At 40.0% G+C, this 22,698-nt stretch carries 19 protein-coding genes; 7 read left to right on the forward strand and 12 right to left on the reverse strand.

What is annotated here, in order from left to right; genetic code table 11:
* Nucleotides 1-44 precede the first annotated feature (44 nt).
* Entirely contained in the window at nucleotides 45-596 is a 552-nt protein-coding gene (locus tag ACM5QX_RS03335) for a PEP-CTERM sorting domain-containing protein (protein WP_414752368.1), read from the reverse strand.
* A 348-nt stretch (nucleotides 597-944) separates the two neighbouring features.
* On the opposite strand from ACM5QX_RS03335, the gene ACM5QX_RS03340 reads away from it, so the two are divergent.
* On the forward strand, nucleotides 945-2,543 hold the full coding sequence (locus tag ACM5QX_RS03340; protein WP_414752369.1) for an alkaline phosphatase D family protein: 1,599 nt from the start codon (nucleotides 945-947) through the stop codon (nucleotides 2,541-2,543).
* Nucleotides 2,544-2,800: 257 nt separating this feature from the next.
* A complete protein-coding gene (locus tag ACM5QX_RS03345) occupies nucleotides 2,801-2,983 on the forward strand; it encodes a hypothetical protein (RefSeq protein ID WP_414752370.1) in 183 nt (60 codons plus the stop codon).
* Between the two features lie 104 nt (nucleotides 2,984-3,087).
* Here the strand turns inward: ACM5QX_RS03345 and recQ are convergent, their stop codons facing one another.
* The 4 genes from recQ to ACM5QX_RS03365 all read right to left on the reverse strand — a co-directional run bounded on the left by recQ (nucleotide 3,088) and on the right by ACM5QX_RS03365 (nucleotide 8,545).
* A complete protein-coding gene (recQ, locus tag ACM5QX_RS03350) occupies nucleotides 3,088-5,244 on the reverse strand; it encodes a DNA helicase RecQ (protein WP_414752371.1) in 2,157 nt (718 codons plus the stop codon).
* A 308-nt stretch (nucleotides 5,245-5,552) separates the two neighbouring features.
* A complete protein-coding gene (locus tag ACM5QX_RS03355; protein WP_414752372.1) occupies nucleotides 5,553-6,032 on the reverse strand; it encodes a PD-(D/E)XK nuclease superfamily protein in 480 nt (159 codons plus the stop codon).
* Between the two features lie 267 nt (nucleotides 6,033-6,299).
* The gene (locus ACM5QX_RS03360) at nucleotides 6,300-7,514 is read right to left on the reverse strand and encodes a HetZ-related protein (protein ID WP_414752373.1); all 1,215 of its coding nucleotides are present in this window, start codon (nucleotides 7,512-7,514) and stop codon (nucleotides 6,300-6,302) included.
* A gap of 371 nt (nucleotides 7,515-7,885) precedes the next feature.
* Complete coding sequence (locus ACM5QX_RS03365) at nucleotides 7,886-8,545, reverse strand: L-threonylcarbamoyladenylate synthase (RefSeq protein ID WP_011319449.1); 660 nt, start codon at nucleotides 8,543-8,545, stop codon at nucleotides 7,886-7,888.
* A gap of 402 nt (nucleotides 8,546-8,947) precedes the next feature.
* On the opposite strand from ACM5QX_RS03365, the gene larC reads away from it, so the two are divergent.
* Nucleotides 8,948-10,234 carry a nickel pincer cofactor biosynthesis protein LarC gene (gene larC, locus ACM5QX_RS03370; RefSeq protein WP_414752374.1) on the forward strand — a complete coding sequence of 429 codons (1,287 nt, stop codon included), beginning with the start codon at nucleotides 8,948-8,950 and terminating at the stop codon, nucleotides 10,232-10,234.
* Between the two features lie 259 nt (nucleotides 10,235-10,493).
* On the opposite strand, the gene ACM5QX_RS03375 is transcribed toward larC, so the two are convergent.
* Together ACM5QX_RS03375 and ACM5QX_RS03380 are read right to left on the reverse strand one after the other, a co-directional pair.
* Nucleotides 10,494-11,027, reverse strand: coding sequence for a hypothetical protein (locus ACM5QX_RS03375; RefSeq protein WP_414752375.1), 534 nt, complete (start codon nucleotides 11,025-11,027; stop codon nucleotides 10,494-10,496).
* A 57-nt stretch (nucleotides 11,028-11,084) separates the two neighbouring features.
* Nucleotides 11,085-11,660: a DUF6658 family protein gene (locus tag ACM5QX_RS03380; protein ID WP_414752376.1), complete on the reverse strand. Its 576-nt coding sequence runs from the start codon at nucleotides 11,658-11,660 to the stop codon at nucleotides 11,085-11,087.
* Between the two features lie 506 nt (nucleotides 11,661-12,166).
* Here ACM5QX_RS03380 and ACM5QX_RS03385 point away from each other — a divergent pair.
* Complete coding sequence (locus tag ACM5QX_RS03385) at nucleotides 12,167-13,093, forward strand: lysylphosphatidylglycerol synthase domain-containing protein (protein WP_414752377.1); 927 nt, start codon at nucleotides 12,167-12,169, stop codon at nucleotides 13,091-13,093.
* Between the two features lie 30 nt (nucleotides 13,094-13,123).
* Here the strand turns inward: ACM5QX_RS03385 and ACM5QX_RS03390 are convergent, their stop codons facing one another.
* Nucleotides 13,124-14,455, reverse strand: coding sequence for a hypothetical protein (locus ACM5QX_RS03390; RefSeq protein ID WP_414752378.1), 1,332 nt, complete (start codon nucleotides 14,453-14,455; stop codon nucleotides 13,124-13,126).
* Nucleotides 14,456-14,745: 290 nt separating this feature from the next.
* Between ACM5QX_RS03390 and ACM5QX_RS03395 the strand changes: the two genes are divergently transcribed.
* Nucleotides 14,746-15,099 (forward strand): Spx/MgsR family RNA polymerase-binding regulatory protein, encoded by a 354-nt coding sequence (locus tag ACM5QX_RS03395; protein WP_414752379.1) that lies wholly within the window; start codon nucleotides 14,746-14,748, stop codon nucleotides 15,097-15,099.
* 94 nt (nucleotides 15,100-15,193) lie between these two features.
* On the opposite strand, the gene ACM5QX_RS03400 is transcribed toward ACM5QX_RS03395, so the two are convergent.
* The gene (locus tag ACM5QX_RS03400) at nucleotides 15,194-15,775 is read right to left on the reverse strand and encodes a hypothetical protein (protein ID WP_414752380.1); all 582 of its coding nucleotides are present in this window, start codon (nucleotides 15,773-15,775) and stop codon (nucleotides 15,194-15,196) included.
* A gap of 458 nt (nucleotides 15,776-16,233) precedes the next feature.
* On the opposite strand from ACM5QX_RS03400, the gene ACM5QX_RS03405 reads away from it, so the two are divergent.
* Nucleotides 16,234-17,088, forward strand: coding sequence for an alpha/beta fold hydrolase (locus tag ACM5QX_RS03405; protein WP_414752437.1), 855 nt, complete (start codon nucleotides 16,234-16,236; stop codon nucleotides 17,086-17,088).
* A 102-nt stretch (nucleotides 17,089-17,190) separates the two neighbouring features.
* A complete protein-coding gene (locus tag ACM5QX_RS03410; protein ID WP_414752381.1) occupies nucleotides 17,191-18,852 on the forward strand; it encodes a serine/threonine protein kinase in 1,662 nt (553 codons plus the stop codon).
* A 110-nt stretch (nucleotides 18,853-18,962) separates the two neighbouring features.
* Here ACM5QX_RS03410 and ACM5QX_RS03415 read toward each other — a convergent pair whose 3' ends face one another.
* From ACM5QX_RS03415 to ACM5QX_RS03425, 3 genes are all read right to left on the reverse strand, one after another.
* On the reverse strand, nucleotides 18,963-19,751 hold the full coding sequence (locus ACM5QX_RS03415; RefSeq protein WP_414752382.1) for an ABC transporter permease: 789 nt from the start codon (nucleotides 19,749-19,751) through the stop codon (nucleotides 18,963-18,965).
* 17 nt (nucleotides 19,752-19,768) lie between these two features.
* Nucleotides 19,769-20,749, reverse strand: coding sequence for an ABC transporter ATP-binding protein (locus tag ACM5QX_RS03420; protein ID WP_414752383.1), 981 nt, complete (start codon nucleotides 20,747-20,749; stop codon nucleotides 19,769-19,771).
* A 125-nt stretch (nucleotides 20,750-20,874) separates the two neighbouring features.
* A complete protein-coding gene (locus tag ACM5QX_RS03425; protein WP_414752384.1) occupies nucleotides 20,875-22,518 on the reverse strand; it encodes an ABC1 kinase family protein in 1,644 nt (547 codons plus the stop codon).
* Nucleotides 22,519-22,698: the final 180 nt, after the last annotated feature.

A 22,698-nucleotide genomic window follows, 5' to 3' on the forward strand; every position in this document is an offset into this window, starting at 1 on the left:
AATAATTAACTATTGATTAGTATCCATTACCAAATATATATTCGTTAAAGGCTAGATTTCTTCCTGAATTTTGACTTCTTGTTCCCCAAAAAAACAAGCCCAAAGGTCAACAGAGTCCCACCTAACGTTGCAGGCTCAGGTATTTGCGAATAAGTTACACTGCCAAAGCCAATTTCTGTATTGCTGGAAGTACCGGAAAGGATTGTAAAGTTATTATCAATAATTTCGTAAACTATTGGTTCAGCCGGATTAGTTTTATCATAAAATGAATAGCTTAACCCGATAGTTGGCTTTCCTGTTAAATATGTAGTTGAGAGTACTACAGGAAAGAAGGGGTAAGCGATCGCATCTTTTTCGGTGTAAATGGTAGAGTCACCATCAAATTGGAAAGAGAGAGACTGAACTAGAGCTTCTGGAATACTGTCATTACTAAAAGTTGAGTCATCAAAACTGAAAAATCCCTTACCTTTATTAGTAGGACTATCTACAGTGAAAGAGTAGTTAACAATTGCCGCCGATGCAATTTGTGTGTCTATGGTAGCAATAGTTATTGTCAGGCTAGCAGCAGTAAGGGCTAAATGTGGAAATAATTTCATATCTGGTTTCCTCCTGATAAATATATGTCAGTAATGCAGGTTCCAAGGTTGATTAGTCAGCTAAATCAGACCGTATTACCTTCTTGAATATTGTTCAATGGCGATGATTCACGATGAATCAAAGAAACAATCGACTAATTGATAGATATGCAGATATTTTTTAAATCTAAGTTTAAGTAAACTTTAATTTAAGGTGAAAAATAACACCTAATTATCTTTAATTAAGATATAGAAATATCAAGAAAAATATATTAACCAGGAGATAACTCTGTCTTTACTTTTAGCCATAACTAGCTGTGGTAAACACTGATGCTGTAAAACCTTTGCTTCAGCTTGCCATTAATTATTATGGAATCAAATCATCAATTAAAGCTAAATCGTCGGCAGTTTTTCCTTCGTTCAGCCATAACAGCAGGCGGTATTATCACCACAAATTTAGTAGCAAAATCACAAGTTTTTGCCCAAGCGACTGGAATTATCACCTCTGATACAATGCGCCCTGCCATACCTTACGGCGTGGCTACTGGTGATATCACAAATAATAGTGTGGTCATTTGGAGTAAGAGCGATCGCCCAGCCAAAATGATCGTAGAATATTCCACTAGTGAAACATTTAGTAATGTGCAACGTATTTTAGGGCCTAATGCCTTAGAAAATAGCGACTTTACAGCCAGAATTAATCTGAGAAATCTACCCCCAAATCAACAAATTTTTTATCGGGTGCTTTTCCAGAATTTAGATTATCAAAATACCTACAGCGCCCCTGTTAATGGAACTTTCCGCACACCTCCTACCTCCGGACGAGATATATTGTTTGTCTGGGGTGGCGATACTGCTGGTCAAGGATGGGGTATTAATCCCGATTTTGGTGGGATGAAAATTTATGAAACCATGCGCCAATTGAACCCCGATTTTTTCATTCATTCTGGCGATAATATTTACGCTGACGGCCCCATTCAATCACAAGTATCCTTGGGTAATGGGAACATCTGGCGCAATATTACTACAGAAGAAAAATCTAAAGTAGCAGAAACGCTCAAAGAATTTCGTGGTAACTATATCTACAACTTACTAGATGAAAATGTGCGGCGTTTTAACGCTGAAGTTCCCATGTTGGCACAATGGGACGACCACGAAGTTACAAATAACTGGTATCCTGACGAAATTCTCAACGATAGTCGCTATACAGTCAAGGATGTTAACTTGCTAGCCCTAAGGGGAAGACAAGCCTTTTTGGAATATATGCCTATCGAGTATGTAACCAATAACACAGAGCAAGCCAGGATTTATCGCTCCTTTAATTATGGCCCAGCACTAGACATTTTCATGCTGGATGAACGCACCTACCGGGGTCGCAACACTCCCAACCGTCAGCCAACAGCCAGCAAAGATACGCAAATGTTAGGTGTTACACAAGTGCAATGGCTGAAAAGGCAATTGCTAACATCAAAATCTACATGGAAAGTGATTGCTAGTGATATGCCTTTGGGGCTGATAGTTCGAGATGGTAGCACTGATTTTGAAGCTTGGGCTAACGGAGACGGCCCTGCATTAGGTAGAGAATTAGAACTGGCAGACTTACTCCGATTTATCAAAAACAGAAATATCAAAAATGTTGTGTGGCTAACTGCTGATGTACATTATGCAGCCGCCCATTATTACGACCCCAACAAAGCCCAGTTTCAAGATTTCAAGCCTTTCTGGGAGTTTGTCGCCGGGCCTCTCAATGCGGGTACATTCGGTCCCAACCAATTAGAAAATACCTTTGGGCCTCAATTGGTATTTCAAAGCCTTCCTCCCGGTACAAATGCAAATCGCCCCCCCAGTGAAGGTTTGCAATTCTTTGGCGCAGTCAAAATTAATGCTTTGTCGAAGGTGATGACTGTATCACTGCGTAATTTAGCAGGAGACATAGTTTACAGTGTAGATTTGCCACCAGAAGCATAAATACTAATTTCGTAGTAAGTACTTTAGTCCTGATTTTTCTCACTACTCAAGTGCTTACTAAAAACCCAAATCATGACTACTTCTCAAGGAGGATATTTAGGTATAAATGGGGAAAAACTTTGCTTAATAAAAATATATATACATTAACCTTATGAACTTCAGAAGAAATTCCAATTATTGTATCTAATCAATCATCTCAATTGTGTTTCACACTAGTTAAAGAATAATAAAAAACCTTTGCAATAGGCAGTTATATTATGAGTCTGATTGACGGTATCCTCTTAACTTTAGTAAATGCTATTGTCTGTCTTGCACTGCCAAGGCTCTTATCTGTAATTTTAGCAAGCAAAAAACCTCAAAATAATTTACCCAAACAATCTCCTATAGAGTTAGAAGATTCTCACCCTAAGATTTCCAGCTACGTAGATGCGACTCCCTAGTTAAGATGGGGAGTAGTGGGAGAGGATAACTTCTAATAAGGGCTGTTAAATGTCAACAGTTAACAGCCTTTACAATGGACTGTGCAACTGAAAAGCAGAATATCTTACTTTCTGTTTTGTCGCCGCCATTTTTCTCTGACTAAGCGAATTTCTTCAAAAGAATAGCTTTCACCTAACTGTTCTTTAATGGGTGTTAAAGCTATATCGCCAAGCACTTCTAGTACTTGCCAAATTTTCTGTTGATGTTCTAAGGGAACCAGTTGGTTTAAATCGACTGGCTGATTTTTCTCAATCAGTTTACCTAAATGAGTAGAGATTGTTGCTGGACTGAGTTTACGCTTACGGGCTATTTCGGCAATACTTAAACCTTGCTGATGTAATTGTAAGGTATGTATTTCGCTATCGGAAACTACACTGGCTGTAGGTGCAAGATTAACTGGTTTCTCTTGAGGATTTTTTTCTTGGCGGTAGGCGCGAATTTCGGCGATGAATTTCTCACCATATTGGGCTAATTTGTGACTACCAACGCCAGAGAGTTTAGAGAATTCCAGTAAGTTTTGCGGTTGCACCTGTACCATTAACTTTAATGTGGAATCGTGGAAGACGACGTAGGGCGGTACAGACTGTTCATCAGCAAGTTGTTTACGCAGCGATCGCAGTCTATGTAATAATGCTTCTGCTTCTTCAAATTTGGGACTATCCTGTATCAAACTCAGCTTTTGTGCTACAGGAACAGAGAGAAACACTTGGCGTTGTCGCTTCATCACTTCCCAACTGAGGGCGTTTAATTTTAAAACCGAGTAACCATCGCTAGTTTGTTCCAGTAAACCTTGATGTAAAAGGGATCTGCCTAAAGTCCGCCACTCATCCACCGTTCTATCTTTGCCAATCCCATAGGTGGAAAGTTTATCGTGTTCGTATTGAATAATTTTGTCTTTTTTTGCCCCCCGCAACACATCAATTATATGTAGCATCCCAAATCTTTCTTTACAACGCGCCACACAAGATAGGAACTTCATCGCCTCAATTGTCCAGTCTTGCATCGGTTTGGGATAACGGCAATTATCACAGTTACCACAATTACCCGCAAACCTTTCACCAAAATAACCCAATTGGATGGTGCGACGACAGTCTGTCCCCTCAGCGTAATCTATCATCTGTCGCAGTTGTTGTTTGGCAATTAACTGTTCTTGGGGGTCTGTTTTTTGCTCAATACTCCATTCAATAGTTTTAATATCACCAAAACTAAAAAAGATTGTGCAGCGCGATGGTTCCCCATCTCTACCAGCCCTACCTGATTCTTGATAGTAACTCTCCAAATTTCGGGGAATATCAAAATGTACCACTAAGCGCACATCTGGTTTATTAATCCCCATGCCAAAGGCAATGGTGGCAACCATTACCCGCACATCATCCCGAATAAATCGCGTTTGGTTTTTGCTACGCTCATCATCAGGTAATCCGGCATGATAAGATAAAGCCGAAATTTTATCTTTTTGCAGTTTAAATGTTAGTTCTTCAACCTTTTTCCGCGTTAAACAATAAATAATCGCTGAACCTTCATTATCTCGAATTAATTCTAATAATTCAGCGTAAGCTTGTTTACTTTTGGGGCGGACTTCGTAATAAAGATTTTGGCGATTAAAACTGGCAAGATGAATACTTGGTTGCTTTAATCCCAGTTGTTGAATGATATCAGAACGGACGCGGTCTGTAGCTGTGGCGGTAAGTGCCAAAACGGGAACATTCGGGTAACGCCTGCGTAGGGATTTTAACTGGCGATATTCTGGACGGAAATCATGTCCCCACTCAGAGACACAATGGGCTTCATCAATTGCAAAGATAGATATGCCAACTTTTTCATTAACTAAATCGAGAAATGGCAAAAATCTTTCACTGAGGAGGCGTTCTGGGGCAACGTAAAGTAATCTTACCTTACCATTGAGAATGGCTTCCTCACGCGATCGCACCTGATACGCATTCAAACTACTATTGAGGAAAGTGGCAGAGATATTATTATTACGCAGTGCTTCCACTTGATCCTGCATCAAAGCAATCAACGGTGATACCACCACAGTCAAACCCTGCTTCATGAGTGCAGGTAACTGAAAGCACAAAGACTTTCCTCCACCCGTAGGCATCACTACCATCAAATCTCGATTTTGCAGCGCATCTTCAATTATTTGCCGTTGTCCGGGACGAAAGTTATCGTAACCGAAGTGATATTTTAGCGCCTGTTCGAGATTGGGATACTGAAGCATAGCGATCGCTTTTTTGATTGCGTTCTGCGTGGGTGTTTACCGAGGATAACAAGATTTTAACAACGGCGAATGAATCAATTCAAAATTAAAAATAGCCTACGGCAAAGCCACGCCAACAAAATTCGCGCATTAAAGACAGCCACCCACAAGGAAGAGCCTGGCAAACCCGTAAGGGAGGTCTTAAATTAGTGGTGAGTACCCTGCGGTAAGGCTACACCAACAATCGGACACTAATTGTCTTTAATTTTGAATTTTGAATTTTGAATTTTGAATTCGAGCGAAGCGACTTGGCTTCGTGCATTTCTGTATTATGCAACGCCAAAAGTTTTATTAGCCCAGGCAATAAATCTATCTAGTGTATGTACTGCTAGGAGATTATGGTTAAAATTTACTTGTTGCCGTAACCACTGAATCGCCCCTTCTCTCATCCCTTCACCACCAATCACGACAATTGTCGGTGCTGGGTAATATTGTTGAATATTCAAATTTAAATAAGGAAACTTTTCATCAACGGAGCCACCACTTTCTTGCCATTTACACTCAATAATTAATTCTGATGGATTGAGAGGCAAGCCCACAACATAAAAATCAACTTTTAGTGATGTTTGATATACTCCGTTACCAATATAAACCTGTTTAGCGTAGCGTTTTTTTAATAAACTAGCGTTGAGTAAATATTCTTTTGTGACATGAGTGCCAATTTGAAAGTACTCATAGGCAGTTAGTATTGCTTCTACATTAGTTTCTAAAATCCTGCCTGACTGATTCGCTCTTGCACCCGGAGTCATGTTTATCACCCATCATTTTGCATCAACCATGCTCATCTCAGGATTTCATGGAACCAGTCGCAAATGATCGATTACTTAATATGAATTTTCAATTGATATTTAAGCGAGTTAATTTTTAGTGCAATTGTACTAAGTAAATCATAGGATGATGTGAGCAAAATCAAGACTAAGAGCTAAACAGAGAAAAATTTTAATGTTAGTTATGCAGAGGACTTTGCAGAAAATCTTGGTAATAACTTGTCTAACCAACTGATGAAATCTAATGATTTAGCCTGCTTGAACTTCAGTATTGCCGTTGCGGATAGCCCATGCGGTATCTAGCAGTTCAGTCCAGCGTTTTTGTAATTGCTTGGGGGTACATTTGAGGGTTTTAGCGATCGCCTGATCACTATGTCTCGCCAGCTTTAATTGCAGGAGTTGTTGTTGTGGTAGAGACAGTGTACCCATCAAAGTGTTCCACTGCTGGGCAGATAAACCCAATTTCTGTTCTAAACCTGCACCTAACCATTGGTGGACTAATTGCCATTGGTGTTGTTTGGCAAACTTCTGCACATGATATTTAAAACGCTGTTGTAGGTAATCGCGTTGACGGCTGGTCAGACCGAGAATTTGGTCGATTTCTGGTGCTGAGAGGTCTTGCAGCTTGAGGGTGAGGTAATCAATGCAGTCGGATTGACCTTGGGATTCTAGGTACTTAATTAATTCGGCAATGATGCGATCGCGTTCTGATTCTTCTGAAGGGTCAAAATTAGTTTGGGCAATCATTTGGGAGCGGATTTGCTGCACCGCGGAGTTACGCTGGTAAGATTCAGCCTCCTCACTTTTAGCAGATTCTACCGCCATTTCAATATCTACTGTTGTCTCTTGGGGCTGACGACGAGCAAAACCTTGGGCGCGTAAAATAACTAATTGTTGATTGTTACCACCGGGTAAATTAATTCGGCGCTTGGCGTACTGTTCGGTAAACGCCATATATTCTGCTAGTTGCAGTTGAGTACGTGGCGTGTAATCTTCAGCCAGTTCATTTTCCCGACGAAAAGCTTTGATAGCTTCAATGTAAAATGCTTGGAGAAAATCTTCAATTAAACTGTAACGTCCATCAAACCCTAAATCTGAACCGGCGATCGTCACATGACGGTAAACCATAGCGCCTAGACTACTATGTAATTCTACCCGTCCTCGTTGGGAACCTAATTGATAGTAATGTAGGCATTTTTGCAAACGATGACGAGCCAGAGTTAATTGCCAAGAGTGAACCTCACCAGATGTTTGAATGCGAGAGCTTTTATCGCATATGCGGTTCACCTCTTTGGCCATGCGTTGAGCTACAGCTTGTACACACTTTGGGGATGCTTTGACTTGAGAGAGCATTTCTTGCAATAGAAATTGCATCAAAGCACCTGTAGCAGGTAATTCCTCAGTGACGATGTTGCTAACAAAATCAGATGTAGAGATTGGTAGATTTGCAAGGTTTACTTTCATGTATTTTCCTGGGTTTGGTCTTGCACCTTAAGTAGAATGCACAAACAGCACCTGAAAATGGGCTTTGCTGGAGAATCTTTGACCATTCATCCATCAAGACCTAAGACAAGTACCGCTCATATATAAGACTGTACGCAATCGAAAAAAGTTACAGAGAAGGTCATGTGTCGCTTTTTTCACTCGCAACCAGATCGAGGTTAACACACCCATATTCGCTTTGCCTGCCAAATTGCTAAAAACCTTAATGTATCTAGCAATACTCCTATTTCATCAGATCCACTAGCTTAACTCTTAGTTATGACGCTCACGAAACTGGAGGCATTTTGCTGCGCTATTCCGAAACTGACAAGAAAGGCGGTGAAGTTCGTTGTTTATACCCACGCTTTTACCGCTTCCCAGCCTAATCCTTGTCTAGTAATCATTGGTTCATCTCCCGTCAAATCAACGATTGTGGACACATCGTAAGTTGGTTCCTGTCCAGTGTCTACAATCACATCAACTAATTTATCCACGCGGTCAAATAGCTCTGCCATTGAGGTAATCGATTCTGAAACTATCCCGACTTTCCCGTTACCTGCCTCATCTGGCGGTATGTGTGCTGAAGTGGAAATAATCGGATTCCCCAAGGCTTCCAGTAATGCTAAACATACAGTATGATTTGGTACGCGAATTCCAGTAGTTTTACGCTTGGGACTTTGGACTAATTTTGGTACCAACTTAGTTGCAGGTAACAAAAATGTGTAAGTTCCTGGTATTAGTCGCTTCATAATCCGATAAGCTGTATCACTGACAAAGGCATAAGTAGCTACATTAGACAGTGAAGGACATAAAAATGTCAGTGGTTTATCGTTTGCTAACTGCTTGATTTGCCGCACTCTTTCCACCGCAGACTTGACATTTAAATCACAACCGATCGCATAAACTGTGTCAGTTGGATAAAGCATCACCGCGCCACTGGAAAGCGCTGACCTTATTTCCTCTATTCTGCGACTCTGGGGATTATCAGGATGGACAGCGATAATTTTTGCCATAAAAGTTTGGGTTACTGAATGTGGAAGATTGGGGAATAGGGACTTAGGGGAGGAATCTTTCAGTAAGTTTTCCGTCTGTTTCTTATCTATCGACATTTATGTAAAATTAAGCGTTGCACATATTTACATAAAGAAGCAATTGCTTAAACTGTAGATACATATTTTTACGGGCAAATCACGAGAGTTCGTACTTAATAATGCGTAATACTTAGTTAACGCGATGTGCGACTTATTCTTAAAACCCCTCTCCAAACCTCTCCCCTGCAAGGAGAGAGGCTTTAATTATTACTCCCCTTCCCTTGTAGGGAAGGGGTTGGGGGTTAGGTCTGAGAGAAAGTTGCACACGACGTTAGTTATCAGCGTTAATTACGAATTAGAAATTAAAAATTACGAATTATCTTTATGAACAAAATTGCTTACCTTCAATGTCCGACAGGTATTTCTGGTGATATGTGCCTGGGAACCTTAGTTAGCCTGGGTGTTCCGGTGGAATACCTAACAGAAAAACTCAATAACTTGGGTATTGCTCAGGAATATAAGTTAAGGGCGGAAAAGGTGCAACGCAATGGTCAGGAAGCCACAAAGGTTCATGTAGATTTGATTGACCATCATCATCACCATGACCATGACCACGAACATCATCACCACGGGCGACACTTGCCAGAAATTGAGCAAATGATTTTGCAAGCAGGTTTACCACCAAGGGCTGAGGCTTGGAGTTTAGCTGTATTTCGGCAATTAGCGGTAGCTGAAGGGGCTGTGCATGGGATTGCTCCGGAAAAGGTTCATTTTCATGAAGTAGGTGCGGTAGATGCGATTGTAGACATCGTTGGCACTTGCTTGGGTTTAGATTGGTTGGGCATTGCTAGTGATAACGCAGGATTCCCACTGCTTTATTGTTCGGCCTTTCCCACTGGTGGGGGAACTGTACGCGCCGCCCACGGACAAATGGCAGTACCAGTACCAGCAGTTTTGAAGTTATGGGAAATGCGGGGTTGTCCAGTTTATAGCAACGGTATTGACCGGGAATTGGTGACACCAACAGGAGCAGCGATCGCCACGACCCTAGTCAAGGAATTTGGAGCGCCACCACCCATGACAATCAAACAGGTAGGATTAGGAGCAGGCACGATTAATCTACCTATACCTAATATACTACGGCTCTGGCTGGGCGAAGGTGCTAATCTACAGGCAAATATCACGGATTCTGCTGCTAATAGCCCAACTCTAGAGACAATCTCTGTACTGGAAACTCAAATTGATGATTTAAATCCACAGGCGATCGGTTATGTCTTTGAGCAGTTGTTCGCCGTTGGTGCGCTTGATGTCTTCACTCAACCGATAGGCATGAAAAAATCCCGTCCAGGGATTCTACTAACTGTGATTTGTCATCCAGAAACTCTAAGTGATTGTGAAGCAGTACTATTCCGCGAAACTACCACCTTGGGAATCCGCCGGACTACCCAGCAACGCGCCATCTTACAACGGGGATTTGAACAAATAGAAACGAAATATGGCGCAGTGCGAATTAAAGTAGCGTGGCATGGACAATCATCAGAAAAAGTGATCACCAACGTGCAGCCAGAATATGAAGATTGTGCAGAATTAGCCCGCAAACACAAAATTCCCTGGCGGGAAATTCAGCAACTAGCGTTACAAATTTGGTATAAATCAACACACTTAAGTTAAGGCAAGAACTTAGACTGGTGTAGGTTGGGTGGAGGAACGGAACCCAACATTCTCAATACTTTGTTGGGTTCCGCTATCGCTCCACCCAACCTACCATTCTCTTAACTGAACCGTATTGTGGTATGAATCAATTCAAAATACAAAATAAAAATAATTCGTAATTAAGATTGTTAATTACGAATTACCTGTGATTAGGCTTTAATACTTGCTCCCAAGGGGTTGGGGGTTAGGTTTGAGAGAAAGTCACACTAGGAATGAATTAATCGTTTCCTGTGGTTTGCTTTCCTTTTCTGACCAAATCCTCACCAGCATTCTGGGTATTCTCTTTGATATTTTCTAGACCACGTTGAGTTCCTTTAACAACACCTTCGCGCAGTTCCTCAGCAGAACTACCGATGTCTTCGCCTAAGTTCTTCACTCTTTCTCCAAAGGGTGTACCTTGGCGATAATTGCGAGCATATTGCTCTGTGCTGTCAATACCTTTTGCATCAACGTTTCTCTTAGCATTGTCTCGCAGAGCTTTAGCTTTAGTTTCGGCTGTTTTTTCCCCAGCTTCGGCTCTAGGATCTACATCGCTAAAGTTATTCATTCCGCCCTTGGGAGCGTTAAGCGGATATTCTTTTGTGGGGTCGTATCTTTCAATATAAGCGGATTCAGCTTTTTGCTGTGGTGGTTGTGCGGCAATTCCCTTAGCAGAACAAGATTGGGTAAACAATAGGAAAAATCCTAATACAAAAACTGTGGCAACTTTCAGGGGACGAACATTCTTCAACCAATTAATGAACTTCTTCATAGTGCTACTCCTTGTTTTTTTGTGACTCAATTAAACTTTGAATGATGTAAAAAAATCCTATCTACCAACGGCAGAATTTTTTGGTAATTCAGGTCTAGAACTACCTTCATCTGCCTTATTTTGGATAAATTTAGAAGCCTCTTGTACTGATTCTTTAACAGTTTCTAGCCGTTCTTGAATGCGAGTTCCTACATTTGGCTCATTCTGAATCAAGCCACCTGGTTCGGGGTGCTGGAAGTCTTCTTCTCGAATGATTGGCAGTTCCGCTTCTTTCTTGACTCTGCCTGCTGGTGTTTCGGCTCCAGGGTAAAGTAGTTCTGATTCTCTATTAACAGCGTTAACAGCAATCAGTATTTGTGAACTGCTTGGTAAATTAGCTTGATCACGTCTTTTCTTAGTTTCGGGGTTAGTGATATTAGGATCTGTAGAGAACCTAGAATTGACGTATTTATCTCCACCATTTTTATAAGGATTATTAGCGCCACCGGCTTGTACAGCAGGATTTTGAGGATTTGCCCCTTGAGGATTACCTTGGCTACAAGCAGTACTAATCATTAACAATATACCAGCCAAAAATACAGTTAAAATTTGGCGTAGCCGCAGCTTTTTCCATATATTTGTTAAACTGTTCACTAGTTCCTCCTTTTATCAATCACAAAATTTATCGCTTAACATTTTCTCGGACAGGCGAAAGTTTTGTTGTTTTTTAGGTTGACTAATTATTTAACCAACAGTTATCAATGTTAGGGATTTAAAAACATCTTTCCATCTAGCGTAAGTCACATTAATTTGAGCGATAATGTGCCATATTTATCTAACTACAGAGAGATAGAGCTTAATATATCGCAATATTATTGCTCTCATGGAAATTTCTGTAACTTGATCGGTTAATTAAATATTTATGATATTTATTTCACTCTTGGGTAAGACCTTGAATTGTATTCAAGGTTATGTTTAATTTTCAAACAATACATAAAAATATGCTCAGTTAAAACAATCTAGAATACTAGATATCTGATATAAATACTCATAAAAAAGCCATATTTTAGTTGGGAATAAAATTTCCCATAATAATGATGGCTTGTAGCTGATTTAGCATAAAATCTGAAATATTCAGCTTCGGGTGTTTTCGCTGTCCAATGAAGATAAAATTGAAGCAAATTTTACGTTGGGTAATTTTAGGCGCAACGCTGATTTTTTTAGCCAAAGCCCTCAAGGATAACTGGTTAGAAGTTACAGCTATCCGTATTAATGAAGTTGGTTGGGCAGTTTTAGCGATCGCCACAGGTATAACTTTACTAGCTCATACTTGGGCAGGTTGGATCTGGACTTTGATTTTACAGGATTTAAATCAATCAATACCAACTACTGAGTTGATCCAGGTGTATCTCAAAACTAATATTGCAAAGTATTTACCTGGTAATGTTTGGCATCATTATCGGCGAATTGTGGCGTTGAAAAATGCTAACGTTACCACTGGTGCAGCTACTCTGAGTGTGTTGTTAGAACCTTTACTCATGGCGGCTGCGGCTTTAATAATTGTAGTAATGTTTGGCAGTAGATTCGCAGTTAGTAGTAATAGCCTGACACTACGCATTTCACAGTTATTGAGTTTAGTCATAATACTGGCTGGGATACATCCCCGATTTTTGAATCCAGTTATCGGCTTTTTGTACAAATTAAAAGCCAAAAAGTCAAATGCCCAACCAACTGCGGCTTTTAGCATTGAACATTATCCCTTTCGACCATTACTAGGTGAGTTGGGATTTTTGGTGATACGCGGGATAGGATTTATCCTCACTTTGTTTGCTTTGATCCCCTTGAATATCAGTCAAATTCCCCTCTTATTGGGTGCTTTTAGTTTTTCTTGGTTGTTAGGGTTTGTGATTCCGGGTGCGCCTGGGGGTCTGGGTGTATTTGAAGCAACAGCGATCGCTCTTTTGCAAAACCGCTTTCCCTCGGCGGCGGTGATTAGTGCGATCGCTTTATATCGTCTGATTAGTATTATTGCGGAAACTGCTGGTGCTGTTTTGGCTTCCTTGGATGAAAATCTTGCTAAGTCATAAATTTTACCAACAGAAATTAGCAAGTATCATTTAATCAGGTATATTTGCATCCGCTTTCACTTGGGAAAATACGCGATAAGTGTCCAAATTTGTGTGCGAATTACCAGATGCTTCATCTTCTCCCATTTTCAGCAAGTTATACTCTACGTTTTCTGCATAAATTGCAAAGGTAATATTATAAAATTCAATGAACTGAATTAGCCATTTACATTCATCCTCTGATTTATCTTTGTAAAAATTAATCAAATCTGCAATCCGGCTTTCTAAATGGCTACGGGTGCTTTTACAAATACAGATAATTTTCAGGAGAATAACTACTAAAGTTAAAGGATGCCCATGAGAAAGTAATAAAGTGAATAACTCCGAAGGTTCCTGGCGATTTTCCGTAGTCAGAAAATCAATTAATCGATTACAAACCCTCAACAATAAATCTTTACTTAAACATACCTCGTCTTTTTCTACCTTCCATAGTGACAGTTTTTCTGTCAAAATTTGACTGATAATTTCTGCGATCGCTTGATTACCCACAGAAAAAAACAAATATTTATGGATGCTTTTTTTAAACTGCTTCAGCGTTTGATTTTCAGTTTGCTTGAGGAATATATGGGCAATGTTCTCATAACTGAACTTTCCTTTCTTCACCACAATCATTTTGATGAGACGCAAAACCTCATCCCCAAAAATGCTAGGGTTATGATAGCGTGTTGGACTAGAAGCAGTAGACTGAGAACGAGCAATATACATTGCTAGCTCAAACTTATACTTGTCCTTCATTTGCCTGGAGAGTTTGCTTGCTGCCTCTTGCTGTTCCTGAGGTTTATCAGGATCTACAGATTGGGCAACTAAGAGATAATTAGCATAGCGATCGCTCCAGTGTGTTTGACTTTTATTAGTATTTGTATAATTAAACTTTTTCAGTTCTTGATAATCTTGACTATGAACAAAGTTCTCTAGCCATACCTGATATGTAATTAGTTCTGGGCAACTATATATTAGTAGTTTATTTACTGGTAATTGAGTAAATAAGCTAATTAGTTCGTGAATATACTTATGTTTTCTCTTAGCTGCCCAATTATTAATTAAAATGTAGCAAGAACGTTTGAGTGTGTAATGAAACTCTTCTTCATTATCAAACATTACCATTTTCTGGATGACTGGTACAGCAGAAAAATTACCAGACTCCAGACAATGAATAAATAACTGTTTAAATTCCTTTAAAGCCTCCTCTGGGGGATATATATTTACAAGTTGTATTAAGAAGTTGTAAAGACTTTCTTGTAAAGCTTGTAAACTTGGCTCTGGATAATTCGGTTTAACAGTATGTTGATTTCCTAAAATACTAGGCAAACTATTGGTGGTCATGGAATTTATCAAGACCAAATATTTTTTAACTTTATTGTTAATAGCTTACCCTTGATACACCCTAGTATCAATCAAGCTATCTTAATTTTTTTACAGAGTTTTAGTGAATTTACGGTATAGCTTATCAACTGTTCAATCTTCCTCAGTCAATACCTAGTGGTAATTACTGGTATATAATGATACTTGTGCTCCTTGGTGTATGGATTATCAAGTCCAAATTAGAGGCTGTTAGAAGTTGCACCAGCTATGTATATATTTAGATATCATGAAATTATTGAGAAACTTGTATTATGTCCATTCAGGTCTACGGAATACCCAATTGTGGCACTTGTAAAAAAGCTTTTAACTGGCTTCAAGCCCATAAGGTTGACTATGAATTTATCAATACCAAAGAAAATCCACCAACGCGTGAGAATATCCAAAACTGGGTAAAATCTTTAGGTTCTACACCCATGCGTAATACTTCCGGTCAATCCTATCGCGCTTTGGGTGAAGAAAAAAAGAACTGGACTGATGAGCAATGGATTGAAGAATTTGCTAAAGATGCCATGCTACTTAAACGTCCCCTGTTTGTTAAGGATGGGATAGCGGTAGCGGTAGGTTTTAGGGATGAGAAAGTAATTCGAGAAAAATTAGGATTTTAATCAAGTAAGTCATTTGTTTTTAATTTTTATCCTCAAATTATCACTCTATATTTTGTAAAATAAATAACTGTTTTTACATATAATATTTATCGGCTTATCGGCAGATTGTTGGTTGAAATTGCGGTACGTTTCGTAGTAGTATCTGTGGATTGCTGTTAAATATAGTAAATACTATTCCCAAAGTTGACAGCGAGACTATAGTAATTCCCGTTAGCCATCTTATTTGATTGCGTAAAGCCTTAACCTCAAGATGGTAATGATCTAATGGCAATGGCTGATGCTGTTGAATTGCCGAGACTGCAACTGCTATTTGTTCAGGTGTATTTACTACATACTCAAAAGCTACTTGGGAGTGCAACCAATTAGCAATTAATTGAGGGCAGTTTTTCTTAAACCAATGCCACCCATAGATTCTAAATATAGGTTTAGAAAGCCGAGCAATTAATTTAACTACTCGGTTAAAAGGTCGATAGCGAAACCTTTGATTAATCAAGTTGACTGAACCGATATCATAGAGGCAATCTAGAATCAGCTTAATCGTTGCTTCTTCACTTTCAGATAAGTTTTGCAGCAAAAGCTGAACGTCTTGTATTCTCTGCGCTTCAATATTTTTGTGATCTAATAATTCGGAGGACTCTACTGAGTTATTTAAAAAATTGTGCTTAATTATTGCCATATTAGTAAAATACCAAATATGAGGGTTTTCATCTGACTACCTGGAGAAGGAAATATAGAATAGCTAAAAAAACAGTTAATTTATTTTTGATTTATTGCTAATCCATCCGAAGATATAACTCAGAAAATCTTTTGGAATAAGTATTTACTAATGGCATTAGGTAATACTGAAAGCTGAAAGTTACTCTTACATTATGATTCCCCATAGATAGGAATAGATAACACTTCTTTTGAGGAATGAGGATACAGTATAGGGGTGTAAGGATATAGAGGTATAGGGGTCGGTTTTAAACATTTACACCCCTACACCCTTAAACCCCTACACTCTTGTCCAGCTAGCATCGCCACTGCTTGCATTTCTGGTATTGATTCTCGTAAAGTACCCGTAACAGCGCTTCTTTATCAGTTATGAAGCACTGTTTACGGCTGAATATTTTGAATTGTGAATTACTGAAGACGATGCCTGTACGCCAAACCTTATCAACATCTGATATCCAACTGTCTTACTTGGAGTGGAATCAAGGTAAAGAACCCTTGCTTCTGTTACATGGTTTAGGCGACCATGCCTTAGTCTGGTCTAGCTTAGGGGATGATTTAGCGGCTAGGTATCACATAGTAGCGCCAGATATGCGGGGTCATGGCGAAAGTAGTAAGCCAGATAAAGATTATAGCTTTGAGAGTGCGATCGCTGATCTAGAAGCCTTGATGAATCATCTAGGATGGCCATCAGCCCATATTGTTAGTCATTCATGGACAGGTAAATTAGCAGTCATTTGGGCAAGGCAAAATCCCCAACGTCTACGGAGTATGGTGCTAGTTGACCCCATTTTCATTTGGAAAATGCCCAACCTTTTCCGTCTCACCTTTCCTCTGCTTTACCGCTTTTTATCCTTTCTCAAAGGGATGGGGCCTTTCACCAGCTACGAACAAGCTGAACAAGAAGCGCAGCAATTAAACCAGTTCCAAGGTTGGAGTCCCTTACAACAGCAAGTCTTTCAAGGGGGACTCGAACAAAAACCCGATGGTAGTTGGGGGAGTAAATTCACAATCGCCGCCCGTGACGGCATCTTTGACGCAGTATTGAGCGTACCTGGTTTCACCATTCCCTTAGACACTCCCGCCCTGTTTGTCCAGTCAGAACAGGGACTGAACCGCCTCGAATGGCAAATCAAACCTTACAAAACTTACCTCAAAAATTTCCGTCTGTGCCAAATTCCTGGCAATCATTGGCCTTTTTTAACCGCACCGCAAACCTTTAATCAGACAATAGCAGCATTCTTAGCAGAATGTCAGGAAAATAAGTCTCATGATTGATAGATAGGAACAGAAGGATAAAATTAGCCGTGCTAGGAACGCTACAGTCATCGCCAAGGCTCATTTTACTCTTTTGACTATCGACTACTGACTTCCTTAATCATGAGCCTTTGTATCAATCCAGTTTGCCCCAACCCTAACCACTCCCATAATGACGAAAATCGCTTTTGTCAAAGTTGTGGTTCACAGTTGGAATTGCTAGGGCGTTATCGGGTAACGCAATTATTAAGTGATACAACTGGCTTCGCCACAGTTTATGAAGCCTATGAAGAAAACACAGCTAAAATCCTCAAGATACTCAAAGCCAATCTCTCCCGTGACCCTAAAGCAGTAGAATTATTTCGCCAAGAAGCAGTGGTCTTAGGACAGCTAAATCATTCGGGAATTCCTAAAGTTGATAGCTATTTTCAGCATCAAACCAGAAATGGTGTAATTCTGCACTGCATTGTCATGGAGAAAATTACGGGGACAAACTTGGAGGAGTGGTTACAACAGCAACAAAATCAGCCGATTTCCCAAGCACAAGCCATAACTTGGTTGATACAGTTGGCAGAAATTTTAGATTTAGTGCATGGCAAACTATACCTGCATCTAGATATTAAGCCATCAAATATCCTGCTCCAACCTGATGGCAAGTTAGTTTTAATTCATTTTGGTACAGCTAAGAATTATGCCAATGGAACCACCACACCCACTTTATTATCTGGTTACAGCGCTCCAGAACAAATGAATGGAGAAGCTAGACCACAATCAGATTTTTTCAGTTTGGGACGTACCTTCGTTTTTTTACTAACAGGACAACACCCGTTAGATATGTATGATGTCCATCAAAATTTACTGCAATGGCGTAACCATACAAAACAAATTTCACCATTATTATTGAATTTCATCGATTGGTTAATAGCACCGGAATTAAAAAATCGTCCCACTAATACCCAGGGAATTTTGCAGCGTCTTAGAGATATTGAACAACAAGTGAATTGGGACGAAATTCCTCAAAGCGAACAGCAAACTCAGCTAAAATCTCATCTGCCTTTACAATCACCCACAAAAAGCTTTAACAAAGTACCTTTAATCGCGTTTTGTGCAGCCCTCATAGTTTCAGTAGGATTACTGAGTTTAGTTGCCTTTATGATAGGTTATCCAAGATTTACTTTATTACCACCACCAGGACAGTCACCACAGAGAAAGGGCAAGATTGCCTACTTTCCTTATGAAACGGGTAAAGATAGTCAAGGACGAGTCGCCAAATTTAATATTGCGGTTTTATCAATAGACTATAAATGGCTTTCAGGTAGCAATTTTCAGATTAGAAATAATGACAGAGTAATTAGTCTAGATGTTTTAAAATTGCGTTTAGAACAAGAAGGAATCCAGGAAATTATGGAAAATCCTGAAGAGATTATCTCTGTAGGTACTGCTTCCTGTGAAGGTAGTTTATCAGTCGCGCAACGTAAAGCTTTTGAGCGCTCCCAGCAGATACAAAATTTAGTTAAAAAAATATTTCAAAATAGCCCAAGTGTTAAAAACTATCGATTATTAAACTTAGGGGAATTTCAAGGTGGTTTTTGTCAAAGTAATCGGGATTTAACTGCATACCAAAGAAGTGTAATTATTATCGGCTTAAAAAGACAATCTAAAGCCGTAGTTATAGATGAAGCTTTGCGAGATAGATTAGAAAGTAAGCCTTTCGGCGATTTTCAATTAGATGATTATTCTTTGGGTTCTGTAGATAAATTTAAGACAATACCAAGCAAATTATAATGTAGTTTAAGTTTAGGCGATCGCCTCTATTAATCAAATAATAAAAAAGTAGATATTCCTCCCGATATTTAATTAATTCCACTCATAAAATAGGCAACGTGCTAGTAAATTTAAGCTCCCATTCCTGAATATTTTTTCAATCCTGCACGCCACAACAAACGATTTACCGCCCAAAATATGAATATCCAAGTCAGTAGTGACAAAAATCCCCGTACTACATCTACAGGTAGCCCTACCAACAAACTGGCAGGAAAATCAATCAAGTAGGGAAAGGGTGTAAATAAAACTATTGCTTTAACTGGTTCAGGAAATACATCTAAAGGTGCAATTAATCCAGATAAAAATAAATAAAATAAAAACCAGAAATTTTCTATAGCGTTAGCCCTTTCCGTCCAAAAGGCGAACATAGCAAATGTGTATTGAATTACGAACCGCAGTACAAAAGCCAATGTTACAGCTACTGTAAATAACAATAATTGACTGAAACTGGGAAACCACAACGCCTGGGGATAAAGAATAAAAAATAACCCTATTAATAATATTGCAAAAGGTATGCGAGCAACCCTTTCTGAAAGATGGGATGCAACATGATGCCATACTGGATCTAATGGCTGTAATAATTTAGGTGATAATTTACCTTCTACTACCTCCCTTTCAAATTCCCAAATTACCCAAACAACAGATATTTGTCTCACTACAAAAACTGTGAGAAAATAACGGGCAAAATCCACAGGCGCTAAACCAAAGCTACCACCTTGCGCCGCCTTGATCCAAGCACCCATCAAAATAATTGGCAAAGAACCAGACAAAACCCATAAGATGAGTTCTGCTCGATACTCAACCATATAGGCGTAGTAAACTGTCAGCAAAGTCCATGCTTTTCTAATAGTCTTTTTCATGGGATTTTAAATTTTAATTAAACAACTCCTGCTTGGAAAACTCGCCCTATCACTTCCTCAACAGGTGGCTCAGTTACTGTTAAATCTATAACTTCTAACTCTGTTAATATTTTTGATACCGTGCGCGTCAGTACCTCTTGCTGCACTATAAAGCATACCGCACGCCCTTCTAAAAGCTGCACATCACCATAAGATTTGAGTATTTCTAAAGGTAAAGGTTGGGCTAACTCTACACGAACTTCTCGGTAAGGAGCAAAACTTTCTAGTAGTCCATCTAAGCTACCGTCATACATGAGCTTTCCCTGGTGAATCAACAGCACCCGTTCACACAAAGCTGTGATATCAGCCATATAATGACTAGTTAATAACACTGTAGCTTGATAACGTTGATTGTACTCGCGTAAAAAATCACGTACCGCAACTTGAGCATTGACATCTAAACCCAATGTTGGCTCATCCAAAAACAATACATGAGGACGGTGTAACAGCGCTGCCAAAAGTTCAGCTTTCATCCGTTCACCCAAAGAAAGTTTCCGCACTGGTTGAGTCAGCTTACCTTCCAAAGACAGCATCTCTGTTAATTCCCCTACCCGACGCTGAAATTCCTTGTCCGAGATGTCGTACACAGCAGCGTTAATTCTCAAAGAATCCAGTGCTGGTAAATCCCAGATAAGTTGTTGCTTTTGTCCCATTACCAGGGTGATTTTTTGTAAAAATGCTTCTTGGCGCAGAAAAGGAACATGGCCAGCCACTCTGACAACACCATGAGAAGGATGTATCAAGCCTGTCAGCATTTTCAGCGTGGTAGTTTTACCAGCACCATTCGGCCCCAAAAACCCCACTACTTCACCAGGTGCAATTTCAAAAGAAACATCCTGAACAGCTTGTATTGAACGGTAGGTGCGGCGGAAAAGGTGAGTAATTGTACCTCCAATTCCTGGTTCTTTCACCGCTACTGGATAGGATTTACTGAGATTTTCAACAGTAATAATTGACATGAAAGAGGGTATGGGGGTGTAAGGGTGTAGGGGTGTAGGGGAAGGATATCTTTCATTTATGACTGTGAAATTTTTTCATGGGGATTGTCTTGAAAAGTTCATATCTGAGTTAACAAATCTGGGGTTTACCGTAGACGACCCGATCGCAATATACTCACAATTAGCCACAATCCCAACAAACTTGCCACGGCAAACAGCACACTACTTAAAAATGACAATTCACTTGTCTGGGCTTTCGTAGATATAACTGCTGCACCCATAATCAGTGAACCTACTAATATACTAAAGGATAAGCGATTGGCTGCATCGTCCATTGTGCGGCGCACACCATCCAAACCATGAAGGGAAAGATTCCAGCGTAGTGTTTCCGATGTTACCCGGTCTAATAATAGTTCCACCTGTCGGGGCGATTGTAAAGAGAGACTTTTCAAATCTAAGGCTGTTCTCAGGAGCGATCGCACTGGATTATCCCCCAATAACTGCCGTCGAAACAAGTCTGTAATTAATGGTTGAATTTCGTCAAATAAATTTACCTCTGGATTAAAGGTCTGTGCTACACCTTCCAAATTCGCTATAGTTTTGGCATACAAACCCATATTGCTGGGTAAACGAATTTTATTATTTCTCGCAATTTGCAAAATTTCATAGAAAATTTGACTAAAATTCATCTCAGTCAAACTAACGTTATAGTATTTCCGCAACATCCGGTCATAATCACTTTCTAACCGGGACAAAATCACTGGTTGGGCGGAATCTGCCAATTGCAATGTTAATTGAGCGCATCGCCCCGCATCTAAATCCACGATCGCCAACAGCATTTCTGTTAAAATCTGCTGAGTCCGGGGATCAAGTCTACCCACCATGCCACAATCTAACAGCGCAACACGGCCATCGCTGAGGTAAAAGATATTTCCCGGATGAGGATCAGCATGGAAAAAGCCATCAACATATAATTGCTGAAAGAAAGCCCGAAATAACAGCGTCGTCACTGCTTTACGTTCGGCTACTGGGTCTTTACCATCATGATTGTTCAAACTCGCTGACAGTATTGGTAAACCGTCTAGCCATTCCATCACCAGTAATTTTTCCGTAGTTAAAGACCAGTAAATCTCAGCTACTACTAGCTGTGTGGGATCAAACCAGCGACTACGAGATAAATTACGACGCAGTAAATCTGTATGTCCTGCTTCCCGTGTAAAGTCCAACTCCGCTTCTAAAGCTTTGGTAAATTCTTCCGCAATTGATTTAATTTCGTAGTTCTGCCCAAAATCGGTACGCGCCACCAAATCAGCAATTCCTTGAATTAAAGCAATATCTTGAGCAATAGTCAGATCGATCCCCGGTCGTTGCACCTTCAGCGCCACTTCCCTACCATCTATTAATGTAGCGCGATGGGTCTGGGCAATTGATCCTGCCGCTACAGGTACGGGATTAATCTTACTAAAAGTTTCTTCCAGAGGTCGTTTTAGTTGTTTGCGGATGAGAATTTCAATTTCTGTCCAGGGAACTGGGGGTACTTCGTCCTGTAGGGTAGAAAGTTCCTCAATGTAAGCCGCATTCAGTAAATCCGGACGAGTAGACATCAACTGACCGAGTTTTACATAAACCGGCCCTAAGTCCACCAAAATATTTTTTAAAACCGCAGGTGTCGGTAATTGGGGTTCATCAGCCTTGCCACCTGTAAGTAACCGCCGCATATAATCCCAGCCATTGCGGAGGACAACTTCAATAATTTCTCGTTGACGGGGGACAGTTTGGGTGAGGAACATTGTGGGGGTGTAGGGGTGTGGGGGTGTAGGGGTGTAGGGGTGATGGATATTGATGAAACTATGATTCTTTTGTTGGTGTTAGAGTCGTCACTCATCACTTTATTAAAAACCTACACCTGTGAGGAGTAGTAACGAATTAGTGCTGAGTTTCGAGTTTCAAGTTGGGAATTTCACTCAGGA

Origin of the sequence: Anabaena sp. CCY 9910 (assembly GCF_963920875.1) — a bacterium.
GTDB classification, from domain to species: domain Bacteria; phylum Cyanobacteriota; class Cyanobacteriia; order Cyanobacteriales; family Nostocaceae; genus Trichormus; species Trichormus variabilis.